General features: G+C 60.3%; 19 protein-coding genes and 1 tRNA gene. 6 read left to right on the plus strand and 14 right to left on the minus strand.

Annotated elements, in window-relative coordinates:
* Nucleotides 1–82 precede the first annotated feature (82 nt).
* A complete protein-coding gene (locus AC1Q6Y_RS21640) occupies nucleotides 83–1,087 on the plus strand; it encodes an AraC family transcriptional regulator (protein ID WP_090452440.1) in 1,005 nt (334 codons plus the stop codon).
* A 123-nt stretch (nucleotides 1,088–1,210) separates the two neighbouring features.
* Here the strand turns inward: AC1Q6Y_RS21640 and AC1Q6Y_RS21645 are convergent, their stop codons facing one another.
* On the minus strand, nucleotides 1,211–1,897 hold the full coding sequence (locus AC1Q6Y_RS21645) for a Crp/Fnr family transcriptional regulator (RefSeq protein ID WP_492625134.1): 687 nt from the start codon (nucleotides 1,895–1,897) through the stop codon (nucleotides 1,211–1,213).
* Nucleotides 1,898–1,980: 83 nt separating this feature from the next.
* Here AC1Q6Y_RS21645 and AC1Q6Y_RS21650 point away from each other — a divergent pair, with 83 nt between their 5' ends.
* Nucleotides 1,981–2,505: an Mpo1 family 2-hydroxy fatty acid dioxygenase gene (locus AC1Q6Y_RS21650; RefSeq protein ID WP_090452436.1), complete on the plus strand. Its 525-nt coding sequence runs from the start codon at nucleotides 1,981–1,983 to the stop codon at nucleotides 2,503–2,505.
* A gap of 90 nt (nucleotides 2,506–2,595) precedes the next feature.
* Here AC1Q6Y_RS21650 and AC1Q6Y_RS21655 read toward each other — a convergent pair whose 3' ends face one another.
* The 6 genes from AC1Q6Y_RS21655 to dibA form a co-directional block, all read right to left on the minus strand.
* Complete coding sequence (locus AC1Q6Y_RS21655) at nucleotides 2,596–3,585, minus strand: sulfate/molybdate ABC transporter ATP-binding protein (protein ID WP_090452434.1); 990 nt, start codon at nucleotides 3,583–3,585, stop codon at nucleotides 2,596–2,598.
* A gap of 3 nt (nucleotides 3,586–3,588) precedes the next feature.
* On the minus strand, nucleotides 3,589–4,458 hold the full coding sequence (cysW, locus tag AC1Q6Y_RS21660; protein WP_007972954.1) for a sulfate ABC transporter permease subunit CysW: 870 nt from the start codon (nucleotides 4,456–4,458) through the stop codon (nucleotides 3,589–3,591).
* Between the two features lie 12 nt (nucleotides 4,459–4,470).
* Nucleotides 4,471–5,289, minus strand: a complete 819-nt coding sequence (gene cysT, locus AC1Q6Y_RS21665; RefSeq protein WP_007972956.1) for a sulfate ABC transporter permease subunit CysT — start codon at nucleotides 5,287–5,289, stop codon at nucleotides 4,471–4,473.
* 69 nt (nucleotides 5,290–5,358) lie between these two features.
* The gene (locus tag AC1Q6Y_RS21670) at nucleotides 5,359–6,372 is read right to left on the minus strand and encodes a sulfate ABC transporter substrate-binding protein (protein ID WP_102672718.1); all 1,014 of its coding nucleotides are present in this window, start codon (nucleotides 6,370–6,372) and stop codon (nucleotides 5,359–5,361) included.
* Between the two features lie 68 nt (nucleotides 6,373–6,440).
* Complete coding sequence (oscA, locus tag AC1Q6Y_RS21675; RefSeq protein ID WP_056726967.1) at nucleotides 6,441–6,623, minus strand: sulfur starvation response protein OscA; 183 nt, start codon at nucleotides 6,621–6,623, stop codon at nucleotides 6,441–6,443.
* 288 nt (nucleotides 6,624–6,911) lie between these two features.
* Entirely contained in the window at nucleotides 6,912–8,831 is a 1,920-nt protein-coding gene (gene dibA / locus AC1Q6Y_RS21680; RefSeq protein ID WP_492625135.1) for a phosphodiesterase DibA, read from the minus strand.
* Between the two features lie 146 nt (nucleotides 8,832–8,977).
* Here dibA and desA point away from each other — a divergent pair, with 146 nt between their 5' ends.
* Both desA and AC1Q6Y_RS21690 read left to right on the plus strand, forming a co-directional pair.
* On the plus strand, nucleotides 8,978–10,162 hold the full coding sequence (desA, locus tag AC1Q6Y_RS21685) for a delta-9 fatty acid desaturase DesA (RefSeq protein ID WP_057712516.1): 1,185 nt from the start codon (nucleotides 8,978–8,980) through the stop codon (nucleotides 10,160–10,162).
* 202 nt (nucleotides 10,163–10,364) lie between these two features.
* Complete coding sequence (locus AC1Q6Y_RS21690; protein WP_492625136.1) at nucleotides 10,365–11,354, plus strand: GGDEF domain-containing protein; 990 nt, start codon at nucleotides 10,365–10,367, stop codon at nucleotides 11,352–11,354.
* Nucleotides 11,355–11,479: 125 nt separating this feature from the next.
* Here AC1Q6Y_RS21690 and AC1Q6Y_RS21695 read toward each other — a convergent pair whose 3' ends face one another.
* From AC1Q6Y_RS21695 to gabD, 3 genes are all read right to left on the minus strand, one after another.
* A complete protein-coding gene (locus tag AC1Q6Y_RS21695) occupies nucleotides 11,480–12,694 on the minus strand; it encodes an HDOD domain-containing protein (RefSeq protein ID WP_492625137.1) in 1,215 nt (404 codons plus the stop codon).
* Between the two features lie 135 nt (nucleotides 12,695–12,829).
* Nucleotides 12,830–14,107 carry a 4-aminobutyrate--2-oxoglutarate transaminase gene (gabT, locus tag AC1Q6Y_RS21700; RefSeq protein ID WP_057712519.1) on the minus strand — a complete coding sequence of 426 codons (1,278 nt, stop codon included), beginning with the start codon at nucleotides 14,105–14,107 and terminating at the stop codon, nucleotides 12,830–12,832.
* 184 nt (nucleotides 14,108–14,291) lie between these two features.
* Nucleotides 14,292–15,734: an NADP-dependent succinate-semialdehyde dehydrogenase gene (gene gabD / locus AC1Q6Y_RS21705; RefSeq protein ID WP_090452425.1), complete on the minus strand. Its 1,443-nt coding sequence runs from the start codon at nucleotides 15,732–15,734 to the stop codon at nucleotides 14,292–14,294.
* Nucleotides 15,735–16,083: 349 nt separating this feature from the next.
* Here gabD and AC1Q6Y_RS21710 point away from each other — a divergent pair.
* A tRNA-Arg gene (locus AC1Q6Y_RS21710) sits at nucleotides 16,084–16,160 on the plus strand.
* A 72-nt stretch (nucleotides 16,161–16,232) separates the two neighbouring features.
* On the opposite strand, the gene AC1Q6Y_RS21715 is transcribed toward AC1Q6Y_RS21710, so the two are convergent.
* The 4 genes from AC1Q6Y_RS21715 to AC1Q6Y_RS21730 are packed head-to-tail and all read right to left on the minus strand — an operon-like array spanning nucleotide 16,233 to nucleotide 17,843.
* Nucleotides 16,233–16,541 carry a type II toxin-antitoxin system RelE/ParE family toxin gene (locus tag AC1Q6Y_RS21715; RefSeq protein ID WP_090452424.1) on the minus strand — a complete coding sequence of 103 codons (309 nt, stop codon included), beginning with the start codon at nucleotides 16,539–16,541 and terminating at the stop codon, nucleotides 16,233–16,235.
* Nucleotides 16,538–16,990 (minus strand): type II toxin-antitoxin system Phd/YefM family antitoxin, encoded by a 453-nt coding sequence (locus AC1Q6Y_RS21720; protein ID WP_256353276.1) that lies wholly within the window; start codon nucleotides 16,988–16,990, stop codon nucleotides 16,538–16,540. The genes AC1Q6Y_RS21715 and AC1Q6Y_RS21720 overlap by 4 nt, the downstream gene beginning before the upstream one ends.
* A complete protein-coding gene (locus AC1Q6Y_RS21725) occupies nucleotides 16,956–17,246 on the minus strand; it encodes a hypothetical protein (RefSeq protein ID WP_429522235.1) in 291 nt (96 codons plus the stop codon). Before AC1Q6Y_RS21725 ends, AC1Q6Y_RS21720 begins: the two co-directional genes overlap by 35 nt.
* Nucleotides 17,247–17,282: 36 nt before the next feature.
* Nucleotides 17,283–17,843 (minus strand): YbhB/YbcL family Raf kinase inhibitor-like protein, encoded by a 561-nt coding sequence (locus tag AC1Q6Y_RS21730; RefSeq protein ID WP_492625138.1) that lies wholly within the window; start codon nucleotides 17,841–17,843, stop codon nucleotides 17,283–17,285.
* Nucleotides 17,844–17,982: 139 nt separating this feature from the next.
* On the opposite strand from AC1Q6Y_RS21730, the gene AC1Q6Y_RS21735 reads away from it, so the two are divergent.
* Complete coding sequence (locus AC1Q6Y_RS21735; protein WP_492625139.1) at nucleotides 17,983–19,512, plus strand: FAD-dependent oxidoreductase; 1,530 nt, start codon at nucleotides 17,983–17,985, stop codon at nucleotides 19,510–19,512.
* Nucleotides 19,513–19,580 lie beyond the last annotated feature (68 nt).

The raw sequence follows: 19,580 nt of genomic DNA on the forward strand, positions 1-19,580 counted from the left end.
TTGATGGTTGCATCCTGCCTTGCGAACCCTCGCAACGCGGTAGCCGAGAACGCCAACCTGTTGACCGGAAGCGCCAATCAGCATGACTGAACCGACCTCCCTCGCCAGCTGGACCCGCGCCCTGCGCAAGCAACTCGATGCCCTGGGCATCGACAGCACCGCCTTGTGCCAGCAAGCGGGGCTCGACCCGCAACTGATGGACGATCCGAACGCGCGCTATCCGCTGTCGGGCACCACGCACCTGTGGAATCTGGCGGTGCAGACCAGCGGTGACCCGGCGATCGGTTTGCGGGTTTCGCGTTTCGTCAGCCCGACCACCTTCCATGCGCTGGGTTATGCGCTGGTGGCCAGCGGCAGCCTGCGGGAAGTGTTCGAGCGCATCGTGCGTTATCACCAGGTGGTCAGTGACGCCCTGGAACTGGAACTGACCCGTGTCGAGGATCGCTACCGTTTCAGCCTGAAAATCCCGGCCGGTAACCCCGCCCCGGCCTTCGAAGCCATCGATGCGTTCATGGCGATTTACGTGCGCACCTGCCGCAATCGCCTGGGTCGCGACTACGCGCCACTGGCGACCTACCTGCGTCGCCCGGAGCCGACGGACGCGCACCAATGGCATAAGGTCTTCCGCTCGCCCATGTACTTCGGCGCCGACGAAGACCGGCTGGAGTTCGCCCTCGTCGACTTCGACAGCCACCTGGATGACGCCAACCCGGAACTGGCCGAACACAACGAAACCGTGCTCAAACGCACCTTGGCACAACTCAAGCCGCTGACCTGGGAGCGCAAGGTTCGCGATGCCATTGAAGAACAACTGCCCGAAGGCGAACCCAGCGCCGAACACATCGCCAAGGCCCTGCACCTGAGCCTGCGCAGCCTGCAACGGCACCTGGCCGATGAAGGCTGCCGGTTCGACACGTTGCTCAACGAAAGCCGCGAAAACCTCGCGCTGCTGCACCTGCGCGACCCGCAGGTGTCGCTGAGCGAAATCAGTTATCTGCTCGGATTTGCCGACACCAGCAGCTTCAGCCGCGCGTTCAAGCGCTGGACCGGGATGACGCCGGGGCAGTTTCGGGATGGGTTGCGGTGATTGATCCGGATCCCCTGTGGGAGCGAGCTTGCTCGCGATAGCGGACGGTCAGTCGACACACCTGGAGACTGACACACCGTCATCGCGAGCAAGCTCGCTCCCACAATGGGCCTGCGTAAACAGTTAAATCGAGGCCAGCTCCCGCAACCGGGCGGCATCGAGGATTTCAATTTCGCCGTAACTCAGCCCGATGATCCCCTGCCCCTGCAACTCCTTGAGAATCTGGTTGGTGGTCTGGCGCGACAGCGACAGCATTGAAGCAAGCTGCTCCTGGGGCAGTTGCAGGACGCGGCGCGCAGGAATGGTCTCGCCATAGCCTTCGGCGATCATCAACAAGCGGTGCGCCAGCCGTGCCGGGGCCGGCAACAGGCTCAGTTGTTCGAGGTTGATGAAGGTCATGCGCAACTTCTGGCTCATCAGCAATGCCAGTTGCCGCCAGTGCTGCGGATGCTCGTCGAGCAGCGCCAGCAAGGTGTTCTGGGGAATATGCAGCAGCGTGCACTGGCCCACGCCGTAGGCATCGTGGGTGCGTGGCTGGCCATCGAACAGGCAGATTTCGCCGAACCAGTGCGGCGGCTCCACCAGGCTCAGCAACGCTTCCTTGCCTTGCTCGCTGACGGCACCGACGCGCACCGCGCCTTCAAGCACCGCGTACAGGCCACAGGGCGGATCGCCACGCTTGAACAGCCGCTGGCCCGCAGACAAGCGCCGCAGCCTGGCCGCCGACAGCAGGCTATCCTGTAGGGAAACAGGCAAATGGCTGAACCACTGACCGCTCATCAGGCGTGGACGCCAGACCTGCATATCCATGAAAACTCCTAGAGATTGTCGCCTGGCTGACAGAACGGGAAATGGCCCCGGGGCATGATCAATCACCCTACAGGAGAACAACAATGAAAAGCCTCGTCGACCACCTCAGTCAATACGCTGCCTACCACCGTGACCCGCGCAACATTGCCTCGCACTTTATCGGCATTCCGCTGATCGTGGTCGCCGTCGCGGTGTTGCTGTCCCGGCCGGAGTGGTCGCTGGGGGGCGTGTGGATCTCACCGGCGGTGCTCGTCTCGCTGGCATCGGCGTGGTTTTACCTGCGCCTGGAGTTGCGCCTGGGCGTGTTGATGACTGTGTTGCTCGGGCTGTCCGTGTGGGCCGGTCATGCGCTGGCGCAGCAAAGCACGCTGGTCTGGCTGGGCAGTGGCGTGGCGATGTTCGTGATCGGTTGGGCGATCCAGTTTGTCGGCCATCACTACGAAGGGCGCAAACCGGCGTTCGTCGATGATGTGACGGGGTTGATTGTCGGGCCGTTGTTTGTGGTGGCCGAGCTGGCGTTCATGCTGGGGATGCGGCATGACCTGAAAGAGCAGATCGAGGCGCGGGCGGGTGGGGTACGGGTCAATCCGAAACGTGCCGCTGTTTAGATAGCAATCGCGAGCAAGCTCGCTCCCACAGAGGATCTATGGTGCACATAGAACCCCTGTGGGAGCGAGCTTGCTCGCGATGCTTTTGCCTTAGATGTTTGCAACCTTCTGCCAAACCTTCGGCTTGAAGAACAGCGTCTCTCCCTTCGCCAACCCGATCAGGCTATCGTGATCCTTGACCACTTCGGCTTCGATCAGATCGCTCTGCCCTTCAACCTTCAGCGTCACCCGTGTTGTCGCGCCCAGCGGACGAATGTCCCGCACTTCCGCCGCGTGGTGATCTTCCAGTTCATGGCGTGACAGCGACACTTCGTGCGGGCGGAACAGCACGTGCCTGTCTTCGCCCAGGTGCAGACGGTTCGAATCACCGAGGAAGTGATAGACGAAATCGCTGGCCGGGTTTTCGTAGACGTCACCCGGTGAGCCGATCTGCTCGATCACACCCTTGTTCATCACCACGATACGGTCGGCGACTTCCATCGCTTCTTCCTGGTCGTGGGTGACGAACACCGAGGTCAGGTTGATGTCTTCGTGCAGGCGCGCCAACCAGCGACGCAGCTCTTTACGAACCTTGGCGTCGAGGGCGCCGAAAGGTTCGTCGAGCAGCAGCACTTTCGGCTCCACCGCCAGGGCTCGGGCCAGGGCAATGCGCTGACGCTGTCCGCCGGAGAGTTGTTCCGGGTAGCGATCCGACAACCAGTCCAGTTGCACCATGTTCAGCAGTTCGTGGACTTTGGTTGCGATCTGGCTTTCGCTCGGGCGCTGGTTTTTCGGCTTCATGCGCAGGCCGAACGCGACGTTGTCGAACACCGTCATGTGGCGGAACAGGGCGTAGTGCTGGAACACGAAACCGACGTTGCGATCACGCACGTCATGCCCGGAAACGTCTTCACCGTGGAACACAATGTTGCCCTGATCCGGAGTCTCCAGGCCGGCGATGATCCGCAGCAGCGTGGTCTTGCCGCAGCCCGACGGACCGAGCAACGCGACAAGCTCGCCGCTCTGGATGTCCAGGCTGATGTTGTCCAGCGCCTTGAACGCGTGGAAGTTCTTGCTGACATTACGCACTTCGATCGACATGAATTATTCCTCCGCGGCGCTGGCGCGCAGGCGGTTAATACGGTTTTCGCTCCACTGCTTGAGCAGCAGGATGAAGAGCGCCAGGATCAGCAACAGGCTCGCCACGGCGAACGCGGCCACGTGGTTGTATTCGTTGTAGAGGATCTCGACGTGCAACGGCAGGGTGTTGGTCACCCCGCGAATGTGCCCGGAAACCACCGACACCGCACCGAACTCCCCCATGGCCCGCGCGGTACACAACACCACGCCGTAGATCAGGCCCCATTTGATGTTGGGCACGGTGACGTGCCAGAACATCTGCCAGCCGTTGGCCCCGAGCAGGCGCGCGGCCTCCTCTTCCTGGGTACCTTGCTCCTGCATCAGCGGGATCAGTTCACGGGCCACGAACGGCACGGTGACGAAGATCGTCGCCAGCACGATGCCCGGCAGGGCGAAGACGATCTGGATGTCGTGGTCCTGCAACCATGGACCGAACAGGCCTTGGGCGCCGAACATCAGCACATAGACCAGACCAGCGATCACCGGCGACACCGAGAACGGCAGGTCGATCAGTGTCACCAGCATGCTCTTGCCACGGAACGAGTACTTGCTCACGCACCACGCGGCACTGACACCAAACACCAGGTTCAGCGGCACCGAAATCAACACGGCGATGACCGTGAGTTTCAGGGCCGACAGCGCGTCCGGCTCAAAGATCGCGGTGAAGAACGCACCGAGGCCGAGCTTCAGGCCTTGGGACACCACGATGAACAGCGGCAGCAACAGGAACAGCGCAAAAATCAGCCAGCCAAGGCCGATCAGGATTCGCCGCGAGGTCGCACTGCCACGGCGGGCAGCGTTCGAGGAAGCGGCAGCAATAGACGATTGGGACATGGGTGCGCCTCCTTATGGGGTTTCGATGCGCCGCTGCAACAAGTTGATCAGCAGCAACAGGACGAAGGAAACCACCAGCATCAGTACACCAATGGAGGTAGCACCGGTGTAATCGTATTGGTCGAGCTTGACCATGATCAGCAGCGGCAGAATCTCGGTTTTCATCGGCATGTTGCCCGCGATGAAAATCACCGAACCGTACTCGCCGACCCCGCGGGCAAAGGCCAAAGCGAAACCGGTAAGCCATGCCGGAAGCAGTGCCGGCAGCAGGATATGGCGGAAAACCTGCAAGGGTTTTGCACCCAGGCACGCCGCCGCTTCCTCGACTTCACGAGGAATATCCGCCAATACTGGCTGTACGGTACGTACTACGAATGGAAGTGTCACAAAAGTGAGGGCAAGGGTGATGCCCAGAGGGGTGTAGGCGATCTTGAAACCCAGATCCGCCGCAAACTGACCGACCAGACCGGTAGGGGTGTACAACGCCGTCAGCGCAATACCGGCCACCGCCGTGGGCAATGCGAACGGCAAGTCGATCATTGCATCGATCACTTTTCGCCCAGGGAAGGTATAGCGCACTAATACCCAGGCCAGCAGCGTGCCAATGATGCCGTTGATGATCGCGGCACACAGGGCGGTGCCGAAGCTGAGCTTCAACGCGGCCAGCACCCGTGGCGCCGAGATGATTGCCCAGAACTGATCCCAGGTGAGTTGAGCGGCATGCACGAACATCGCCGCCAGTGGTATGAGCACAATCAGGCTGAGGTACACCAAGGTGTAGCCCAGCGTCAGCCCGAAGCCGGGTATGACGGGGGAAATACGACGCGACATAAAAGTCCTTGGTTGAGAACGCACTGAGCCCCGGAGGTGAATCCGGGGCTCGTTGATGGCTATTTAAGATTACTGCGCCTGATAGATCTGGTCGAACACCCCTCCATCGTTGAAGAATTTCGGCTGTGCGGTTTTCCAGCCGCCGAAGTCCTTGTCGATGCTCACCAGCTCCAGTTTCGGGAACTGCTGGGCGTACTTGGCAGCCACGTCCTTGTCACGTGGACGATAGAAGTTCTTCGCCGCGATTTCCTGGCCGGCCGGGCTGTACAGGTGCTTGAGGTAGGCTTCGGCGATCTGCTCGTTGCCCTTTTTCTCGGCATTTTTGTCGACTACCGCCACCGGCGGCTCAGCGAGGATCGACAGCGAAGGCACGACGATGTCGAACTTGTCGGCGCCACCCTCTTCTTTCAGGGCCAGGAAGGCTTCGTTTTCCCAGGCCAGCAATACGTCGCCCTGACCGTTGTTGACGAAGGTAATGGTCGAGCCGCGGGCGCCGGTATCCAGCACTGGCACGTGCTTGAACAGGGTTTGCACGTATTCCTTGGCCTTGGCTTCGTCGCCACCATTGGCTTTCAGGCCATAGGCCCAGGCCGCGAGGAAGTTCCAGCGCGCACCGCCGGAGGTTTTCGGATTCGGTGTGATCACCGAGACATCATTCTTGATCAGGTCGCCCCAGTCCTTGATGCCTTTAGGGTTGCCCTTGCGCACCAGGAACACGATGGTCGAGGTGTAAGGCGTGCTGGCGTCCGGCAGGCGCTTTTGCCAGTCCGCCGGCAGGGACTTGCCAAGCTTGGCGATTTCGTCGATATCGCCGGCCAGGGCCAGGGTCACGACGTCGGCACGCAGGCCATCGATCACCGCCCGACCCTGCTTGCCCGAACCGCCGTGGGATTGCTGGATTTTCACGGAGTCACCGGCGTGGTCCTTTTGCCAGAACTTGATGAATTCGGCGTTGTAGTCCTGATACAGCTCGCGGGTCGGGTCGTATGACACGTTGAGCAGCTCATAGTCCTTGGCAACGGCGGAACCGGCAAAAAGGGCGCTGGCCAGGGCGGCCAAAGCGAAATGACGAATCGACGACATGGTGAAAGCTCCTGGAATTCTTGGTTTGTTGGCTTTTTCTTATGGGATATCGCGTTGCCTGATTCGCCTCAGCCCGACTTGTTGCCCGGCTGCTGCAAACGGAATTTTTCCTTGCGTTCGATCTGCACCACCTGGGCGTTGTGCACGGTGATTTCCACGGCGCCAAAGCGCAGATCGCGCAGGGCACTCTGGATTTCACGCAGGATGGTGGCTTCGTCTTGACCGTCGACGCTACGCAGGGATGCGCTCATATTGCTGCTCCTTCAACTGAGAGGTTGCCTCGCAGTGTCGGCACTGCTTGCGGCTTGAGAGCAATACTAGAGAGGTGTAGATATTCTTAAAAAGACTATTTAAGAATGTTTATATAACCAGAAGAGATTAACTGTGGAGACAAGAGCTTGAGGTGAATCACCCTCTTTCAGGCACACCAAAAAAACCCTGTGGGAGCGAGCTTGCTCGCGATGAGGGAGTTTCATTCACCAGAAATGTCGACTGATATTCCGCTATCGCGAGCAAGCTCGCTCCCACAGGTTTTGCTTCTACACGATCACCGGCTCATGCATCCAGTCAAGCTGCTCCGCCGGTACCGGCCGCCCGAACCAGTAGCCCTGACCCAGATCGCAATCGTGTTCGAGCAGAAATTCCGCCTGCTCAGCCTGTTCGATCCCCTCGGCATGCACCTGCATGCCCATGCTCTGGGCCAGCGCAATGATCACCCGTGAAATCGCCGCATCATCCTCATCCCACGGCAATCCGGCGACGAAGCCCTGGTCGATTTTCAACTTCTGCACCGGCAGACGCTTGAGCCGCAGCAACGATGAATAACCCGTGCCAAAGTCGTCGATGGCCAGGCGCACACCCAGCTCGCGCAGGCGATGCATCTGCTCCAGCGCGACTTCCGGGTCTTCCATCACCGCGCTTTCAGTGACTTCCAGCTCGAGAAACGCCGGCTCCAGCCCGGTTTCGCGCAGGACCTGCGCCACCTGCTGATACAGCTCACGACGGGCGAACAGACGCGAAGAAACGTTGACCGCGACGAACGACAGCACCACCCCGTCCTGTTGCCACTGGCACATCTGCCGGCACGCCTGCGCCATGACCCAGGCGTCGATTTCTGCAATCAGACCGGTTCGTTCGGCGACCGGAATGAATTCCGCCGGCGACACCAGGCCCCGCTGCGGGTGCTGCCAACGCACCAGCGCCTCGACGCCGATCAGGCGACGGCTCTTGAGGTCGTGAACCGGCTGGTAATAGACCCGCAACTCTTGTCGGTCCAGGGCTCGGCGCAATTCGAAGGCGATCTCGACCCGTTGCTGGGCGTGGGCCGTCAACTCTTCGGTGTACAAGGCATAATCATTGCGCCCCGCGCTCTTGGCCTTGAACAGTGCAGAGTCGGCATTGCGCAGCAGTTGCTCGACGCTCAACGCATCGCTGGGGAACAGGCTGATGCCGATGCTGGTGTTTATGGACAGCTGGTGCCCATCAATAAGGAACGGCTCCTTAAGGCCCTCGATGATCCGCTGGGCCAACGCAGCGGCCTGAACCAGTTGCGGACAGCTTTCGGCAAGTATGGCGAACTCATCCCCGCCCAACCGCGCCAGGGTGACGCCCGGACCGAACATGGCCCCCAGGCGCTCGGCCACAGCCTTGAGCAACTGGTCGCCAATGGTATGCCCGAGGCTGTCGTTGATCATCTTGAAGTGATCGAGATCTATCATCAGCAGCGCGCAGCCACGCTTGTGGACCTGTGCCGAGGCCAGGGCCTGTTCGGCGCGGTCGATGAACAGCAGGCGGTTCGGCAGATCGGTCAGCGGATCGTGGTGCGCCAGGTGCATCAGTTCGTGTTCTGAATTCTTGATTGCACTGATGTCGGAAAACACCGCCACGTATTGGCTCGGCCGGCCGTAGTCGTCGTGGATCAGGCGGATCGTTTGCCATTGCGGGTAAATTTCGCCGCTTTTGCGCCGGTTCCAGATTTCTCCACTCCACTCCCCGACACTGGCGAGCGTGGCAAACATCACCTGATAGAACTCAGGAGAGTGTCGCCCGGACTTGAACAGGTTGGGCCGCTGCCCCAGCACGTCCTCACACCCATAACCGGTGATTTCCATGAACGCCCGGTTCACATGGACGATCAGACCTTCCCGATTGGTGACCAGCACGCCTTCGCGGGTGCAGTCGAACACGGCTGCCGCCTGGCGCAAGCGCATGCGGTCGGCGTCGCGCTCACGCAGTTTGGCGCCGATACCCAGACACCGCAGCAGCCGCGCCCGGGCAATGAAGATCAACCCGGCACTGAACAGCACCCAGACATAACCGTTGATCAGTTGCCATCGCAATCGCTCGGCAGAGCTATCGAAGAAACTGTTTAATAAATAGCCACTGATCTGCAGCCAAACCACAGAAAGCAGCAGATAGAGCAGCGCTGCACGCAAGGCATCGCGATAGGTGGCAGACATCCGGCGATCCATGTCCCTACAAAAAGGTTGGAATTATAGTTTAAAGACACATCCAGCCACTCTTATCTGAAAGGGTGACTGGTTTTCTGTGTGGGCTTAGTGATAATGCAACGGCTGTTTTTTCTTTATCGAGGGCCCTACAGCCTATGTGGTACGAAGGTTTTCTTGGCTTGTCGCCCTGGTCGCTGGTAGCAGTCACCCTGCTGATGACCCACGTCACGATCATCGCCGTCACGGTCTATCTGCATCGTTACTCGGCTCATCGCTCCCTGGAGCTGAATGGCGGCCTTAAGCATTTCTTCCGTTTCTGGCTGTGGCTGACCACGGCGCAGAACACCCGCGAGTGGACTGCCATCCACCGTAAGCATCACGCCAAATGCGAAACCGTCGATGACCCGCACAGCCCGGTCATCAAGGGTTTGTCCACGGTGCTGCGCAAAGGCGCCGAGCTGTACCGCGCCGAAGCGGAAAACCCCGAGACGCTGCGCATCTACGGCAAGAACTGCCCCGAAGACTGGATCGAGCGCAACCTCTACAGCCGCTTCCCGCTGCTGGGCATCGCGATCATGGGCGTTATCGACCTGCTGCTGTTCGGCACCATCGGCATCACCATCTGGGCCATCCAGATGATGTGGATCCCGGTGTGGGCCGCCGGCGTGGTCAATGGCCTGGGCCATGCCATTGGCTACCGCAACTTCGAATGCCGCGATGCGGCGACCAACCTGGTGCCTTGGGGCATCCTGATTGGCGGCGAAGAACTGCATAACAACCATCACACCTACCCTAACTCGGCAAAACTGTCGGTGAAGAAGTGGGAGTTCGACCTGGGCTGGGCGTGGATTCAAGTCTTCAGCTTCCTGCGCCTGGCCAAGGTTCAACGGGTTGCGCCGATTGCCCATCGCGTCGAAGGCAAGGGCAACCTGGACATGGACACCGCCATGGCGATCCTCAACAACCGCTTCCAGATCATGGCCCAATACCGCAAATTGGTGATCGGCCCGCTGGTCAAGCAAGAGCTGGAAAAAGTCGATCACTCGGTACGTCACCAGTTCCACCGGGCCAAACGCCTGCTTTCGCGGGAGACCAGCCTGCTGGATGACAAACATCATGTACGCATCCAGAACATGCTCGAGCACAGTCAGGCGCTGAAGGTAATTTACGAGAAACGCCTGGCCCTGCAACAGATCTGGGTCAAGACCAGCTCAAATGGTCACGACATGCTGGCGGCCATCAAGGACTGGGTACACGAAGCCGAAGCCAGCGGGATTCAATCCCTGCGCGACTTCGCCGATCAGTTGAAGACCTACTCCCTGCGCCCTGCCGCCGTCTGAAAAAACCTGTGGGAGCGGGCTTGCTCGCTCCCACATGGTTATGTGGCGTGCCATCAGTACCGCCCGGCGGGAGCCAGCTTCCTCGCCACACAAGGCGGGAACTTCATCTAAAAAGCCCTATCTCAAAGACACTTCGCCATTCCCGGCAGGCTTGGTGTTGGCCGCTATCGAACACGCGGCATGCCCTTTGAGATTTGTGTCGATGGCCCCAAAAAACCTGCAAGACTCATCTCCGTCGCATTGGCCCGAGGCCGCGCAGCCCCTGATAGCGCTGATGCATGCCCAACGCGAAGTCGCACGCCTGAGCGAACGTGAACAGTTGTTCAGCACCTTGCTGATGAGCGTCAATGCAGTGCTGTGGGCATTCGATTGGGAAACCCGCAAGGTGCTTTACGTCAGCCCCGCCTATGAACGGATCTTTGGCCGTTCGGCCGATCTACTGCTGGCCGACTGCAATCAATGGTGCGACAGCATTCACCCTGACGACCTGGACTATGCCGAACGCAGCCTTGCCGAAGTACTGGACAAAGGCGCCGTCGAAGACCGCGAGTATCGAGTCATCGCCGCCGAGGGCCAGGTGCGCTGGCTAAGCGACAAATGCTACATCAACCGCCAGGCCGAGCCGGGGCAACCGGTGATCATCGTCGGCATCGCCGAAGACATCACCGACAAGAAGCAGATGGAAACCGAGCTGCATCGCCTGGCCACCATCGATGCGCTGACCCAGAGCAGCAACCGCCGTCATTTCTTCGAATGCGCCCACCGCGCGTTCGCACACACCCGGCAACAGGGCGAGCCGCTGTCGTTTCTGATGCTGGACATTGATAACTTCAAGACGATCAACGACACCTACGGTCACCAGGAAGGCGACAACGTGTTGCAACGCATTGCCGAAAGCGGCCGCGCAGCATTGCGTCGTGGCGACCTGTTCGGGCGCATTGGCGGTGAGGAGTTCGCCGCGGTGTTTCCCGGCTGTACACCGCAAATGGCCCTGCAAGTGGCTGAACGCCTGCAACGGCAGATTCAGCAATTGAGTTTCAACCATGAGGGCCAGACGTTCGGCATCACCGTCAGCCAGGGCCTGACCAGCCTGACCGCCGCGGACGAAAACGTGGAAAACCTGTTTTCCCGGGCCGATGCGGCGATGTACCAGGCCAAGCGCGAGGGAAAGAACCGGATTGTCACTGCCTGACAGGATCACCACAGAACCCTGTGGGAGCGAGCTTGCTCGCGATGGCGGACTATCAGTCGACATTGATGTTGTATGTCAGCCCCTCATCGCGAGCAAGCTCGCTCCCACAGGGGTTGGGGGTGTACTTACTTTCTGCGCAAACGCATCAACTCCGGCAGGCCGATCTTGAGCAACCTCGCCGTCCGGCTCTTCGCCAGCGCCTCGATGCCCTCATGCTCGGTCAAGCGTGCCATCTGCGCCGCCATGTTCATCACCAGCGCTTCGCGCGAGTAAACCCCGCCACCGAGCTGGTAGGCCGCCGCAATCAGCTCGCGCAACTCCAGTGGCAGACGCCAGCGCGTGCGCAGGGCCGAGCCATAGGCCGCGCCAAATTCAACCAGCGCTTCGCCCACTTCCTCCTGCTCGTCCAGTTCGCCACCGGCCTGTTTCCATTCCTGCAAACACCGCAGCAACGCCAGATCGCCGAGACGATGCAACATGCCGGCGCAATAGCAGCGCTCCTGATCCAGATCGAGCAAGCGCGCCAGGGTTCTCGCGTATTCGGCGGTGTGCAGGGACAGATCCCAGTAACGCTCGGCATAGTCGGCCAATTGCGGATCGCTGAGCCGGGCACTGCGCTTGAGCGCCAACCCGAGAATCAGGTTCATGCTCTGCCCGGTGCCCAGGCGATGCAGCGCCTGGGACAGGGTTTGCACAGCGGTGCCGTGGTGCTGGGCCGCGCTGTTGGCGGCGGCGATCAGCACAGCGGTAACCTGCGGATCGGTGCGGACTTCGTCTTCCAGCACCGTCAAATCGAGGCCATTGGGATTGAGGCTGCGCTTGACCGCCACTTGCACGTCGGTCATCAGCGGCGCACCGTCAGCCAATTCCCGTCGACGCTCCAGAAACACCGACAACGTCATGCCCGGTGCCAGCGACGGCACTTCGCACGAGACTTCTTCGCCAGCGTTCAGCAGCAGCCCCTGCAACCGATGGGTCAGGCTTTCCATATTCAGGGGTTTGGTCAGGTACGCGGCCGGCGCCAGCGGCAAGGCCTCGCGCACGCTGGCACTGTCGTTGCGACTGCTCATCAGAATGAACGGCATGGGCGGATTGCGTTTGCGCTGGCGGATGCTGCGCAGGACATTCAGGCCATCGACGCCGGGCAACTCCCAGTCGGCGATCACCAGGTCATAGGGATTGGCAGCCAATAGCTCCAGCGCTTGCTGACCATCGGCGCACAAATCCAGCCGCGCATCGCAGCGTACGTTCAACAACACTTCCTTGAGCAAATCCCGGGACCAGGGGTCGGCCTCGGCGATCAGGACTCTTGGAACGGCGGGTAAAATGACGGTTGTCATACAGCTCTCCCTGGCAATGCGCAAACCTTAGCCAATGCTGGCCATCCGATACAGCGCTAATGGGCAGGATGTGTTTCAAGGGGCATGAAAAAACCCGCCGAAGCGGGTTTTTTGTGGATCAGGTCACACCGGAGATCAGAGTTCGGAGAAGCACTCTTCGATGATCGCCAGACCTTTGTCCAGTTGCTCGTCCGGCGAGGTCAGCGGTACCAGGACGCGCAGAACGTTACCGTAGGTGCCGCAGGACAGCAGGATCAGACCCTTGTCGCGAGCCTTGGCCACAACGGACGCCACGGCTGCAGCGTTCGGCTTGTGGCTGTCGCCGTTTTCGAACAGCTCGACCGCGATCATCGCGCCCAGGGCACGGACTTCACCGATCACCGGGTACTTGGCCTGGATGGCCTTCAGGCCGGTTACCAGACGCTCGCCAACAGCCTTGCAACGATCCAGCAGGTGTTCTTCTTCGAACACTTCCATCACGGCCAGGGCCGCGGCGCAAGCGATCGGGCTACCGGCGTAGGTGCCGCCCAGGCCGCCTGGAGCGATGGCGTCCATGTATTCGGCCTTGCCGCACACACCGGCCAGCGGGAAGCCGCCAGCGATGGATTTGGCGAAGGTGGTCAGGTCGGCAGCAACGCCCATCTGTTCCATCGCGAAGAATGTGCCGGTACGGCCAGCGCCAGTCTGTACTTCGTCAGCGATCAGCAGGATGCCGTGCTGGTCGCACAGGGCACGCAGACGCTTCATGAATTCTTTCGGCGCGACGTAGAAACCACCTTCGCCCTGAACCGGCTCGATGATGATCGCGGCGATGTCTTTCGGCTCGGCGTCGTTCTTGAAGATGCGTTCGATGGAAGCGATCGAATCGTCGATGCTCACGCCGTGCAGTTCGTTCGGGTACAGCGCGCGGAAGATGCCGCCTGGCATCAGGCCCATGCCGGCCGAGTAAGGCACGACTTTACCGGTCAGGCCCAGGGTCATCATGGTGCGACCGTGGTAGGCGCCGGTGAAGGCGATCACGCCGGCACGGCCAGTGGCGGCACGGGCGATCTTGATGGAGTTTTCCACGGCTTCGGAGCCGGTGGTCACCAGCAGGGTTTTCTTGGCGAAATCACCTGGCACCTTGGCGTTGATTTTTTCGCACACTTCTACGTACGGCTCGTAGGCCAGTACCTGGAAGCAGGTGTGGGTCAGCTTGTTCAGCTGCTCGGTCACGGCGGCGATGACTTTCGGGTGCACGTGGCCGGTGTTCAGTACGGCGATACCGCCGGCGAAGTCGATGAATTCACGACCTTCAACGTCGGTTACGGTCGCGTTCTTCGCGGAATCGGCGAAGATCGGGTGAATCTGGCCAACACCACGTGGAACAGCAGCGGTACGGCGGGCCATCAAAGAAGCGTTAGTCTTGCTCATACATTCCTCATTCACCGCTCATCGGGCGGCGTGGTTCAAGGATAAAGCGACGGGGAGCAACGGCGGCAGCATGCGATGATCGACTGCCACTGCGTTCCCGGCCACCGAGAAAATTCCGGTTTGAAGCGGCGCAAAGGGACAGCGCTCTCGTGTCCTTTGCGCTTGAAGCAATGCTCTTCCGGGGTTAGATGCCCAGGCAGAGGTATTTGATTTCCAGGTAATCTTCGATGCCGTACTTGGAGCCTTCACGGCCCAGGCCCGAGGCCTTGATGCCGCCGAACGGCGCGACTTCGTTGGAGATCAACCCGGTGTTGACGCCGACCATGCCGTATTCCAGGGCTTCAGCCACACGGAACACACGGCCCAGATCACGAGCATAGAAGTACGAGGCCAGACCGAACTCGGTGTCGTTGGACATCGCGATCACGTCGGCTTCGTCTTTGAAACGGAACAGTGGAGCCAATGGACCGAAGGTTTCTTCCTTGGCCACGGCAGCGTTGTTCGGCACGTTGGTCAGGATAGTCGGCTCGAAGAAGTTGCCTTCCATCGGCTTGCCACCCGCCAGCACGGTCGCGCCTTTGCTCAAGGCATCGGCGATGTGTTCTTGCACCTTGGCCACGGCTTTTTCGTCGATCAGCGGGCCAGTGGTAGTGCCTGCTTCCAGACCGTTGCCGATCTTCAGTTTGGCGACAGCCACTTTCAACTTCTCGGCGAATGCGTCGTAAACACCGTCCTGGATGTACAGGCGGTTGGCGCAGACGCAGGTCTGGCCGTTGTTGCGGTATTTGGAAATGATCGCGCCTTCGACGGCCTTATCCAGGTCCGCGTCGTCGAACACGATGAACGGCGCGTTGCCGCCCAGCTCCAGGGACACTTTCTTGATGTCCTTGGCGCATTCGGCCATCAGTTGACGACCGATTTCGGTCGAACCGGTGAAGGACAGCTTGCGCACGATCGGGTTGCTGGTCAGCTCGGTACCGATGTCGCCGGCGCTGCCGGAAACAACGCTGAACACGCCAGCCGGAATGCCGGCGCGCTGGGCCAGTTCGGCCAGGGCGAAAGCGGAGTACGGGGTTTGCGAAGCAGGCTTGAGCACCATGGTGCAACCGGCGGCCAGGGCCGGGCCGGCTTTACGGGTGATCATCGCAGCCGGGAAGTTCCACGGGGTGATTGCAGCGGTCACGCCGATTGGCTGCTTGATCACGATCAGGCGCTTGTCTGGCTGGTGGCCCGGAATCACGTCACCGTAGATACGCTTGGCTTCTTCGGCGAACCATTCGATGAAGGAAGCGGCGTAAACGATTTCGCCCTTGGCTTCGGCCAATGGCTTGCCTTGTTCCAGGGTCATCAGGCGAGCCAGGTCGTCCTGGTTCTCGATGATCAGTTCGAACCAGCGACGCAGCTTGGTCGCACGCTCTTTGGCGGTCAGTGCACGCCAGGCCGGCAGCGCTTTGTCAGCAGCTTCGATCGCACGGCGGGTTTCGGCAGCGCCCATTTTCGGCACGGTGCCCAGAATTTCGCCCGTTGCCGGGTTGTTGACCTTGATCGTCTGACCATTGTCCGCATCGACCCACGCGCCATCGATGAAGGCTTGCTGGCGGAACAACTGGGTGTCTTTAAGCTGCATGTCGGCTTTCCTTAACAGCACCGCAACGAATGCGGAGCAAATTATGATTGTAGAAAGGCGCCTCGATAGGCTGCCGTCAGGGAAATCATTCACCGGGCTGAAGCACATAAATAGCGCACTGATTGAACTCGTGCGGTTCAGCACCCAGACAAGAGCGTTTGAAATCTCAAACGAATCCTAGGATCAAAGGGGGTAAAGGACAATAGCCTGTTCGAAAAAAAGAACGAAAACGACGCTTTTGCCCATTTTTTCTGATCAACGTAGCAAACGCGCGTTACAGCTTTAAAAAAACGCAGGCGATTCAGCAGCATGGACGCCCGCAGCGCATATGAGTATCATGGCGCCCGCTGCACCAGTAGCTCAGCTGGATAGAGTACTGCCCTCCGAAGGCAGGGGTCGTGGGTTCGAATCCCGCCTGGTGCACCATACCGCTGTTACAAGAAAGCCTCGGGCCTTATGGGTCTGGGGCTTTTTTGTGGGTGATTGCAAGCTTCGCGTCTAATGATCAATGCTGTTTTTTTCAAACAGCCGGCCAATGTCTCTCGCGCTATGCAGCACGCGTTCGACCTTGATCTCGTCGTCCGCCAAACAGTAGAAGATCAGATATCGGCCATGGGGAAGCATTCGCAATCCCTTGGCGCAATCGTCTCTTGAAACACCCAGATTCGGTTGTTCGATTAATCGCGCGCACTGCATGCGCAGCTCGCCCACAAACGTCCGGGCCCGTTCAGGATTGTCTCGGGCGATAAAACGAGCGACTTGCAGCAGATCGTCCCGTGCCAATGCAGAGAAAAGCACTTGCCTCATGGACGGTGTTGCTCTGCTTCTACCTCATCAATCAGCGCATCAAGCTCGGCAAACATTGTATCGGCAGCGACGGCCGGACGCGGATCGTTGCGGCTCGCCGCAATGGCTTCACGAAGTTCGGCAGCGTGCAGCCGATCCAGCAGCTGTTGATAGGCCGCGTGCGGTAAAAGATAGGCGGCTGGACGGTTGTGGTTGAGCACGGCAACAGGCTCGGAACCGGCTTGCTCGATTACAGTACTCGGGCTGCGCTTGAGCTCGGTGATGCTGACCGAACGACTTGCAAGTAGCTGCTCCATGGCGGCTCCAAAGGTACGTAAAAAAGTACCTGATAGTGTGCCATTTTCAGCATGGGGGTCAACGAGTCTCCGACCGGTGCTGTCCTGGCCCACAAAAAAACCGCCGAAGCGGTTTTTTTCATTCTGTAGTCCAGTCGAATTCGTCGTACTCATCATCGTCCTCGTCGCCCTCGAAAAACTCCTCTTCAAGGTCGTCGTCTTCAACAACATCCTCTTCCGGCTGATTCAGCAGAAAATCCTTGCGACTCTCGGTAATCGCTCGCCGCAGTTCTTCACCCTTTTGCGGGCAGTTGAGCATTTGGGCGATGCGGTCGATTTTTTTTGCCACGGCATCCTCCAACGCATCGGCTATAGCACTGATAGTGCGCGCTTTCGGGGGTGGATGCCAAATCCCCGGAATGCCGCGCACTTCAGTTTTCTGCAAATCCGCTGGGGCGATCAGCCTTTAGCGGTGATAGCGCCGCACCACGCTGCTGTTTTTCAGGACGTGGCCTTTGATTTTTTCCAGCAGCTGCGCGCGGGTCAGGCCGGCGGGCAAGGCGTCCGGGGGCAGGTCCAGGGCGTAGATCTGGATGATGTAGTGGTGCGCGCTGTCGCCAACGGGCGGGCAAGGGCCGACATAGCCGGTGGTTGCCTTGCTGTTGGTACCGGCGACGCCCTCGAGGCCAGGTTTGCTCCCGGCACCGGCCGGGATCTGGTGGGTGCCGGCCTTGATGCCGTAATGCACCCACTGATCGATGCCCTGGCCCTGCTGGCCGTCAGGGTCGTGCATGACGATGGCGTAGCTTTGGGTGGTTGCCGGGCCGGCGTTCCAGTTCAATGCCGGGGAAATGTTATGCCCTCCACAGCCCGCGGAGTCGCTGGCGGCGGCCGACGTGAACAGGCGGTCATCGGAGACTCCAGGAATGTTCAGGGTGAAACGTTCCTGGGCCTGCGCCGGGAACTGCACGCAAAGGGCGACTGCCAAGGCCGCGAGCCAAGGGTTCATTGAGGTCAATCGGGGCATACCGGAGCACCTTGTACGTGTTGGGCCGTCGTCGGCGTGCAAACTATAGCCGGACCGTTCACGCCGTGGCAGGGGCAATTGGCTGAACCTCGCGATAAGTACCAGACTCATAAGTGAAACGTCTGTCTGGAGAGCAATCATGACTCTGCATCGCGTTGCACGTGTCGCCAATGTGCCCGAAGACCGGGGTCTGGAAGTGCAGGTCCAGGACAGCAAGATTCTGCTGTTGCGGGCCGGCGAACAACTGCGCGCTTATCAGGCCGAATGCCCGCATGCCGGAGCCCCGCTGGCGGACGGCGCGATATGCCACGGGCGCCTGACGTGTCCATGGCACAAGGCGCAGTTTCGGGTCGAGGATGGCGGGCTGTGCGAACCGCCAGCCCTGGACAGCCTCAAGCGCTATCCCCTTGAAGTCCGTGACGGCGACATCTGGGTCGGCGACCAGCCGATGCCGGACGCCCACGCGCCACCGGCCGACGATCCACGAACCTTCATAATTGTCGGCGCTGGCGCGGCAGGCACGGCGGCGGCAGCATGTTTGCGCGAGAAAGGTTTCGGCGGCCGGTTACTGTTGATCGACCGCGAAGCCGATGCCGGATACGACCGCACGGCGCTAAGCAAATACGTGATCGCCGGGGAGATGCCGCTGCACGAAGTCCCGCCGCTACGCGATGAGGATTTTTACCGCGAGCAGCGGATCGAACGCCTGCGAGGCGAAGTGGCAAGCCTGGACGCGCCAAACCGGACGCTGCGGCTGACTGACGGCCAATCACTGACATACGACGCCGCGCTGCTGGCCACCGGCGGCGTGCCCAACCCGCTGACGCTGCCCGGCGCCGACCTGCCGCAAGTGTTCGTCCTGCGCTCCAAAGCCCATGCGCAGCAGATTCTGGACAGCGCCAGCGCCGGTCAGCGGGTGGTGATCATCGGCGACAGCTTCATTGCCATGGAATCCGCCTCGTCCCTGCGCCAGCTTGGCCTGCTCGTGACCGTACTGGCCCGCCATGAGGTGCCGCTTGCCAAACAGTTCGGCGACACGGTCGGCAAGGCCATTCGTGCACGACATGAAGCTCATGGCGTCGTGTTTCATACCCAGGGCAATGCGGTACAGATCGAAGGGACGGACAAGGTCGAAGCCGTGCGCCTGGACAACGACCAACGCCTGGCAGCCGATCTGGTGCTGGTCGGCATCGGCGTGACGCCAGCCACTGCGGCCTTTACCGGGTTACCGAAGGAGCAGGATCACTCGCTGCATGTCGATGGCGCAATGCGCGTGGCCGACGGCCTCTGGGCGGCTGGCGATATCGCAACGTTCCCGCTGAACAACAAATACCTGCGCATTGAACACTGGCGACTGGCCCAACAGCAGGCGCGGATCGCCGCGGCCAATATGCTGGGCGGTGACGAGCATTACCTCGACGTGCCGTTTTTCTGGACCTGGCATTTCGGTAAAACCTATGACTACCTCGGCCACTCCGAGGCCTGGGACGAAGTCGAGTTCAAGGGCGACCCTTACAACCCGCCGTTCATAGGCCTGTTCGGAAAAAACGGCGTGGTGTCGGCGGCGGTAGCCTGCGAGATGGACCGGGCAATGGCGATGCTCGCCGAGCGGATGAAACAACCGCTGCCATGGGAAGAGGCATGGCACCTGATCCGTGACGTTCCCTAGAGTTGCCAGACAGCAAAACGCCCGGCGCCTGCGCGATGCAGAGGCCGGGCGTTGCGGGGTAAACGGCC

The sequence above is a fragment of the Pseudomonas sp. GW823-FHT06E10 genome (assembly GCF_058794995.1).